This window comes from Bradyrhizobium sp. 23, from assembly GCF_023073295.1.
In the GTDB taxonomy this organism is placed as follows: Bacteria; Pseudomonadota; Alphaproteobacteria; order Rhizobiales; family Xanthobacteraceae; genus Bradyrhizobium; species Bradyrhizobium canariense_D.
The window spans coordinates 44,244-51,636 of the sequence record NZ_JADPJF010000140.1; the positions used below are offsets into that span (position 1 = coordinate 44,244).

Genomic DNA, 7,393 nt, shown 5'->3' on the forward strand with positions numbered 1-7,393 from the left:
AGGCGGCCGAAGTTGTCGCCGCATTGACGAACGCAGTGGCGCTGCGGGCCGGCGTGGCCGTCAGCGACCGAGCGGAGCATCCACAAAGCGCCATGGCATGGTCCCACAACAGGAGAGCGTCTTGATTGATCTCAAGGGTAAACGCGTTCTGGTCACCGGCGGGGCGGGATTCATCGGATCTCACATCGTTGATCTGCTCTGCGACGAGGGCTGCATCGAAATCGTTGCCCTCGACAACATGGTCAGAGGCCGGCCGGAAAATCTCCGGCGCGCGCTCGGGCGCGGGCCGGTGAGACTGGTTCATGGCGACATTCGCGATCGCAAGCTGATGGAAGCGTTGGTCAAGGCGGCCGATATCGTCTTCCACCAAGCAGCGCTCCGCATCACGCATTGTGCGGCCGAACCGCGCCTCGCCAAGGAGGTCATGGTGGACGCCACCTACGACCTGCTGGAGCTGTGCATCAAGCACGACATTGAGAAGATCATCGCAGCGTCTTCGGCATCCGTATATGGCATGGCCGAGGAGTTTCCGACGACCGAGCGGCAGAATCCGTACAACAACCGGACTCTCTATGGAGCCGCCAAGGCCTTTAACGAAGGGCTACTGCGGGCCTTCAACGATGTATCCGGCCTCGACTATGTGGCGTTCCGGTATTTCAACGTCTACGGCAGCCGGATGGACATCCACGGGCGGTACACCGAGGTCTTGATCCGCTGGATGGGGCGCCTTGAGGCCGGATTGCCTCCCGTTATCTTTGGTGACGGTCGTCAGACCATGGATTTCGTCCACGTCCGCGACATCGCGCGTGCCAACATCCTTGCGGCCAGGTCAAAGATCACCGACGAGGTCTTCAACGTTGGAAGCGGCACTGAAACCAGCCTGACGGAGCTGGCTACGGCGCTTGCGTCCGTAATGGGACACCGCGGCCTGACGCCCGAGTTCGCGCCGGAGCGGTCGGTCAATCCGGTGCCGCGACGGCTGGCATCGACGGGGAAGGCGGAGCGTTTGCTGGGTTTCCGCACCACGGTTTCGCTGGAGCAGGGGCTCGCCGACCTCGTGAAATGGTGGCGATCCGAACGGGAGCTCGCTTCTGATCAGCGGCAGGCGGCGGCATCGTGATTCCGATCGCTGCGCCGCTGCTTGCGGAGGAAGAGGCCGACGCTGCGCGCGCAGCCGTGCTGTCGGGCTGGATCTCGCAAGGTCCGGAAGTGGCCGCATTCGAGCGCGAGTTCGCCGCACTTGTCGGCGCACCGCACGCCTGCGCCGTCTCGAATTGCACGACCGCCCTGCAGCTCGCCTTGGCGGCGCTGGACATCGGCATCGGAGACGAGGTGATCACGGTCAGCCATTCCTTCATCGCGACCGCAAACGTCATCCGACATCAGGGAGCCACTCCGGTTTTCGTCGATATCGAGCCGGAGACATATAATCTTGATTGCGCCCGGTTGGCCGAAGCCATCACCGAGCGTACGCGTGCGATCATCGTTGTCCATCAGATGGGCATGCCGTGCGATATAGCCGCGCTTCTGGCCATAGCGCGCCGCCACGGGATCGCCGTGATCGAGGACGCGGCCTGTGCTGCCGGATCGCAGATCCGGATGAACGGGGAATGGGAGTCGATCGGCAAGCCGCATGGCGACATTGCCTGCTTCTCCTTCCATCCGCGAAAGGTGATCACGACGGGTGAGGGGGGAATGCTCACCACCGCGAATGCCGAGCTTGATCGCAAATTCAAGCTCCTGCGTCAGCACGGCATGAGCGTTCCCGACACGGTGCGGCACAATTCGTCGTCCGTGATCTTCGAGGAATACGTCGTTGTGGGCTACAACTACCGAATGACGGACATGCAGGCCGCGATTGGGCGCAAACAGCTCGAGCGGCTCCCGGAACTGATAGCGCGCCGGCGAGCCGTCGCCGCCAATTATGCCGAACAGCTCGGCAATCTGGAAGGGTTGCGGTTACCGACTGAACCGGCGTGGGCCAGATCCAACTGGCAGAGCTATTGCGTACGTCTTCCAGACCGCCTCGACCAGCGCATCGTGATGCAACATCTCCTCGATAAGGGCATCGCAACCCGCCGCGGCATCATGTGCGCCCATCGTGAGCAGCCTTATTCGGGCCTTGTCCAGAGACAGGATCTGCGTCAATCCGAACTCGCCCAGGATCGGTCGATCTTGCTGCCCATCTATGCACAGATGAGCGCCGAGGAGACCTCGAGGGTGAGTGCTGCGGTGCGGGCAGAGTTGGAACGATGATCCCGGGGATCGCCGACCAAAAGGCATTGCAACTTTTGGTTGTGATCGCGAGCTATGGGACTGCCAATAATGCCTACCTGGATCGAGTGATCAAGGAATACCGGTCCATGTCGTTCGACGTGGACATCATCATTATCTCCAACATTGACAAGAAGCCGGCTGCAGATATCGAGTGTGTCGTTGGCCTTCCCAACAAGAATCCCTGGTCGCTTCCCTTCGCGCACAAGGAGTTGTTTGCAGCGCGGGCTGATCGGTATGATCTGTTCATTTATTCCGAAGACGATATCCTGGTCACTGAAAAAAATATTCGAGCGTTTCTCGACGTGACCTCCGTGTTGAATGAGGACGAGGTTGCCGGATGGATGCTCGTCGAGAGAGCGTCGAACGGCGAATTGAATTATCCGCAGGCCCACGGTTCCTTCCACTGGGATTGTACGTCGGTCAAGTCCAGGGGAATTTACCATCTTGCCCATTTTACCAACGAGCATGCTGCCAGCTATATGCTCACCCGGCAGCAGCTTGCAAGAGCAATTGGGTCCGGCGGTTTTTTCGTCGGGCCTCACGAAGGCAAGTACGACCTGCCTTGCACCGCTGCAACCGATCCATTCACCCAGTGTGGCTTCAAGAAGCTGATACCAATTTCCCATATCGATGATTTCTCGGCGCACCATTTACCGAACAAATATATCAACCGGCTCGGCGTCGATCGCCCACAATTGGACGCACAACTATCCGTCCTGATGCAGATCGCGCGTGAGGGGAACAATGCCGTTCCGCTGTTCAGCGCCGAGACCAGGCTCTGGCACGGCATGTATTCGAAAGACTACTACGAGCCGGCCAGGGACGAGGTGTTGTCCGCTGTACCGCAAAGCGCGGCCGTATTGTCGATCGGGTCCTGCTCGGCTGCAAACGAACGCCGACTGCTGGAGAGAGGTAACCGAGTGGTGACTATTCCCCTCGACCCCGTTGTGGGTAGCGGCCTGGCCCAGCTTGGGGCTGAGGTGGTGTTAGGGGACGTCATAACGGCGAGGTCAAAAATTGCAGCGGAGCGGTTTGACCGACTGCTGTTCGTTGATGTCTTGCAATTCATTCGTGATCCGGCGCATCTCCTCAATCTGTTTGCCGATCTCCTGGCTCCGGATGGACGAGTGATCATTTGCGCGCCAAACCACCCCTCTCTTCGGTACGCCTGGGAATGCGCGAAATCCAGCAGCGTCTTTCGACGCTGGGGGAGCTTCGATGCCGTGGGAATCCACGACACGACAGCCGGGAAAATTCAGAAGTGGTGTGCGCAAGCCGGTCTGGCGATCGAGAAGATTGAGAGGCGCGCTCCGCATCGCGCCAGTCCGAAGTTGAAATTCCTGTCTTCTGTGCTGGCGCCCGACCTTGTTGCGACCGCCACGAGGCGTGAATCGCTAAGGCCGTTCCTTCGCAAGGATCACGGCATGGAGCAAATGGAGGTTTCCAGAAGGAACGTCGTTCAATGAGCTTGGAGGCTGCCAGAAGAATCCAGATCGACGACATGCAGGGACGCGCTGGTGCTGCGCAGGACACTGCTGCGCAAAGCTACTACACCCGCTCTCGCCGCGAGATACGGTCGTTGCTGCCCAACCACGCCTCCCGGATCCTCGAAGTGGGACCTGGCGCAGGTTTCACTCTTGCCTGGCTCAAGTCGATCTACCCTGCCGCTACGACATTCGGAGTCGAGCTCAATCAAGAACTTGAAGCCGACCTGAAACAGAACGCCGATGTCGCGATGATCGGAGACGTCGACGATTTGGTATCAGGAGTCGGTAGCAAGTTTGACCTCATCTTGTTGCTTGATGTCCTTGAACACGTTCCGGATCCAACGCGCACACTTCAGGTCATCACCAGAAACCTTCTCATGGATGGTGGGCGCGTAATCGTTTCTGTTCCGAACATCGCACATCTGAGCGTGACGATTCCGCTGCTCTTCCGGCGTCGATTTGAATACACAGATTCGGGAATTCTTGACCGAACCCATTTTAAGTTCTTTGTCGAAGGCACCGCCGTCAAGCTTCTCAACGATTCAAGTCTGGTCGTTAAGGACGGTCTGATCACGGGCATTGAAGGTCCAAAATCGAAGATGTTGGATAGACTTACCTTCGGCGGCCTGACCCATCACCTGGCAAAGCAATATATTATGGCGGGTGAGCTCACCACTGCATTGATCGCGCAGCCGAAAATCAATTGGAAGAAGAACCGGCTGATCAGCTAGCGGAGCGATAGCCGTCAGGCGGACCGCTCCGATTCCCTAAGATGCGCACTGGCCGTCGGGCGCGTCAACTACGGGCGGGACAATCCGCGAATTCACCTTCGAGCATAGATCGTGAAATCGCCCCAAGCAGGACCTCGGCATGCCGTTTGGAGCATATGACGGGATCAAAACGGCCTTTTGAATCTGCCGACAGTTGTTCGCGCACCCCGGACCAATAGTCGCGATGGGCAACGACTGACTTCATGGCGGAGACGAGTTCATCCATATTCTTCTGCGGCTGAAATCGCATAAGGCTCGAACTATGCCAATTTGCGCTTTCAGGATCGCCAACAGGGTTCGGCACCACGAAGCCTCGGCTACCGTCCAGACCGATCTGCTCACGCGCGCCGCCGACGTCACTCACGATTGTGGGCAAACCCGCGCTTAGCGCTTCCATGGAGGCCAATGACCATCCCTCAAAGAAGGAGTTCAGAACAAAGCAATCGGCGGCGGCCAGCAGGATGGACGGATCCGGAAACGAATGCCGGAGGTGAATTCGATCCTTGCAAGGCATCTTGTCGCGAAGCGTACAGACTTGACGCGTGTACACAGTATCGTCCAGGCGGCCGGCGATCAGCAGATGTACGTTGTGATGATCTTCTGCGACTTCGGAGAATGCCCGCACCAGGCCGTATGCATTCTTCTGGACGGTGTGACGACCGAGCGAGAGAAAGAGAAACTCGTCATTGAGGCCCAGCCAAGCCCGGGCCTTCGACCGGTTCACCGGCGGGCGATGTGTCTGGTTGAATGCATTGGGGATGGTGATGACCGCACGATCGGAATAGGCCGGATTGCCCGACAGGTACTGACGCCGCACGAGCTCGCTTACCGCGACAAAGCAGGTGACGTGTTCCGATCTCTGACGTTCTTCCGTCCAATTGGTGCTTATGGGAGTTGGAATGCCGTGGAGCGTCTCCACGACCGGAACGCGGGCGTCTTTGGCCGCCTGCAAGAGCCAACCCGGCGGATCGTGCGCGCTGATAACGTCAGGACGGTTCGCTTTGATCCAGAGACAAGCGTCGCTTGGTGAGGCGGCAACGACCGCCGTGCCTTCCCTCTGCAAGGTCGTGAACAGTTGTCCGACGGGCGCCGACGATGAATGTGCGCACATGACCGTTACGCGAAGCCCGAAATGGGGGAGGCGACGCGCAAGAAAGGCGACAAATTCATCCAGCCCGCCGGCGTCGAGCACCGGAGTGACGATGAGGCAATGGACACTTCCCGGCGACACGAGAAAGTCGTCGGGATTCGACACGCTGCTGGTCGGAATAGAGGCGGGCGCCGCCGGTGCATGCGGCGCGACTGTCGCATCGTACGGCATGAGCGGCTTCGACCAGTCGTCAACGAGACCGTCGCTTCCGGAAGCCAACCGGCTGCCGATGAGCAGTTTCTTCCCGACGCGTCTCAGGCTTGGCGGCAGTCGCCAGGAATTTCGTTGTGCCCAAAGCGTCGCGCGCCCTCGTAAGGAAAGGTCGTTCTGGCTGATACCCTTCATGAGTTCGAATGCTCGTCCGTCCCGATCTCCTGATGCGGATACGTAAACTGAAAATTAAGGATTAGATATATATTGCACCGAACTAGAAATCCAATTAAATCGTTGGCATTATTATCTCGATCATTGTTTTGGATATCCGATCAGATATGTCGCTTCATGACTTGATGAACAGCCGGCGCGGATCGGGGACAATCAACATTGGGATGCGGGGCTCGAGAAGCATGGAAAGCGCCTTCCAGAGGCCTTCGGCGGGAATGGATGCGCCGTGAGTTCCGTAGATGCGATCATTCCCTGCTATCAGTATGGGCATTTCCTTTGGGAATGCGCCGACAGCATATTGAGGCAGTGCGGACCCGAGTTGCGGCTGCTGATTATTGACGATGCGTCGACGGATAATACACCCCAGGTCGCGGAGGAACTGGTTCGTGCAGATTCTCGGGTCGAGTTTCGCAGGCATGCCGTCAACCACGGTCACATCTCCACTTTCAACGAGGGGCTCGCCTGGGCCGCTGCGGACTACATGATTCTGCTCTCCGCAGACGATTACTTGATGCCGGGTGCGATCGAGAGGTCGGTGAGGCTGATGGATGACAATCCCTCCGTCGGCCTCACGTTTGGAGGCGCAGTCGCGCTTCACCAAGGTCACGAGGAGGTTGTGCCGCTGCCGCCTGAACTTGGGGCTGGTACGAAGACACTGGCCGGCCGCGATTTCATCAAAATGGGGGGCTCTCGAAACATAGTTCTGGCGCCGAGCGTGATGGTGCGGACGAGCCTGCAGAAGAAGGTGGGGGGATACTTACCGGATTTGACGCACAGCGGCGATATGGAGATGTGGTTGCGGTTCGCCGCGCATGGCCCTGTCGGCTTCATCGATGCGATCCAGGCTGTGTATCGACGACATTCAACCAACATGTCGGGCGGGTATTCTGCCGAGCAGGACTTCCTTCAACGCAAACTGGCGTTGGAGCACTTCCTTGATAGCTGCGCCGGGGTGCTTCCGGACGTCGATGATCTTCGGTCCTGGCTGACGAACCATCTGGCGCTCGACACGATCAATTGTGCGAGCCGTGCCTTCAATGACGGAGACGTCGGACTATCGGAGCGCCTTTTGGCGGTTGCGTCAAAGCTGGACCCGGCGGTCACGAGATCGCGTCGTTGGTGGCTGCTCGCCTGCAAACGGCGGTTGGGATTGCGCGGGTGGCAGTTGCTGCGACCCGCCATCGAGCGGCTAAAGAGTCGTCCGTTAAGAAGCCGAATTGAGCGGGAGCGGACAGGCAAGTGTATGCGATAGCTGGATCAGGAAGAGGCACAAGAGTTCTCTGAGCCAGGCGAGGATACGGCGGAAGTTGTGGCCGACTGCTGAG

General features: G+C 58.7%; 6 protein-coding genes. 5 read left to right on the forward strand and 1 reads right to left on the reverse strand.

What is annotated here, in order from left to right; translation table 11 throughout:
• Positions 1-97: 97 nt before the first annotated feature.
• From IVB32_RS32895 to IVB32_RS32910, 4 genes are read left to right on the forward strand one after another with little or no spacing between them, the layout of a single operon-like run.
• Entirely contained in the window at positions 98-1,120 is a 1,023-nt protein-coding gene (locus IVB32_RS32895) for an NAD-dependent epimerase/dehydratase family protein (protein ID WP_247412713.1), read from the forward strand.
• Entirely contained in the window at positions 1,117-2,256 is a 1,140-nt protein-coding gene (locus tag IVB32_RS32900; protein ID WP_247371986.1) for a DegT/DnrJ/EryC1/StrS family aminotransferase, read from the forward strand. The genes IVB32_RS32895 and IVB32_RS32900 overlap by 4 nt, the downstream gene beginning before the upstream one ends.
• Entirely contained in the window at positions 2,253-3,743 is a 1,491-nt protein-coding gene (locus IVB32_RS32905) for a class I SAM-dependent methyltransferase (RefSeq protein WP_247371984.1), read from the forward strand. Before IVB32_RS32900 ends, IVB32_RS32905 begins: the two co-directional genes overlap by 4 nt.
• Positions 3,740-4,495, forward strand: coding sequence for a class I SAM-dependent methyltransferase (locus tag IVB32_RS32910; RefSeq protein ID WP_247371982.1), 756 nt, complete (start codon positions 3,740-3,742; stop codon positions 4,493-4,495). Before IVB32_RS32905 ends, IVB32_RS32910 begins: the two co-directional genes overlap by 4 nt.
• Before the next feature lie 64 nt (positions 4,496-4,559).
• Here the strand turns inward: IVB32_RS32910 and IVB32_RS32915 are convergent, their stop codons facing one another.
• Entirely contained in the window at positions 4,560-6,029 is a 1,470-nt protein-coding gene (locus IVB32_RS32915) for a glycosyltransferase family 4 protein (RefSeq protein ID WP_247392824.1), read from the reverse strand.
• Positions 6,030-6,294: 265 nt separating this feature from the next.
• Between IVB32_RS32915 and IVB32_RS32920 the strand changes: the two genes are divergently transcribed.
• A complete protein-coding gene (locus IVB32_RS32920; RefSeq protein ID WP_247412714.1) occupies positions 6,295-7,320 on the forward strand; it encodes a glycosyltransferase in 1,026 nt (341 codons plus the stop codon).
• The last annotated feature ends 73 nt before the right edge of the window (positions 7,321-7,393 follow it).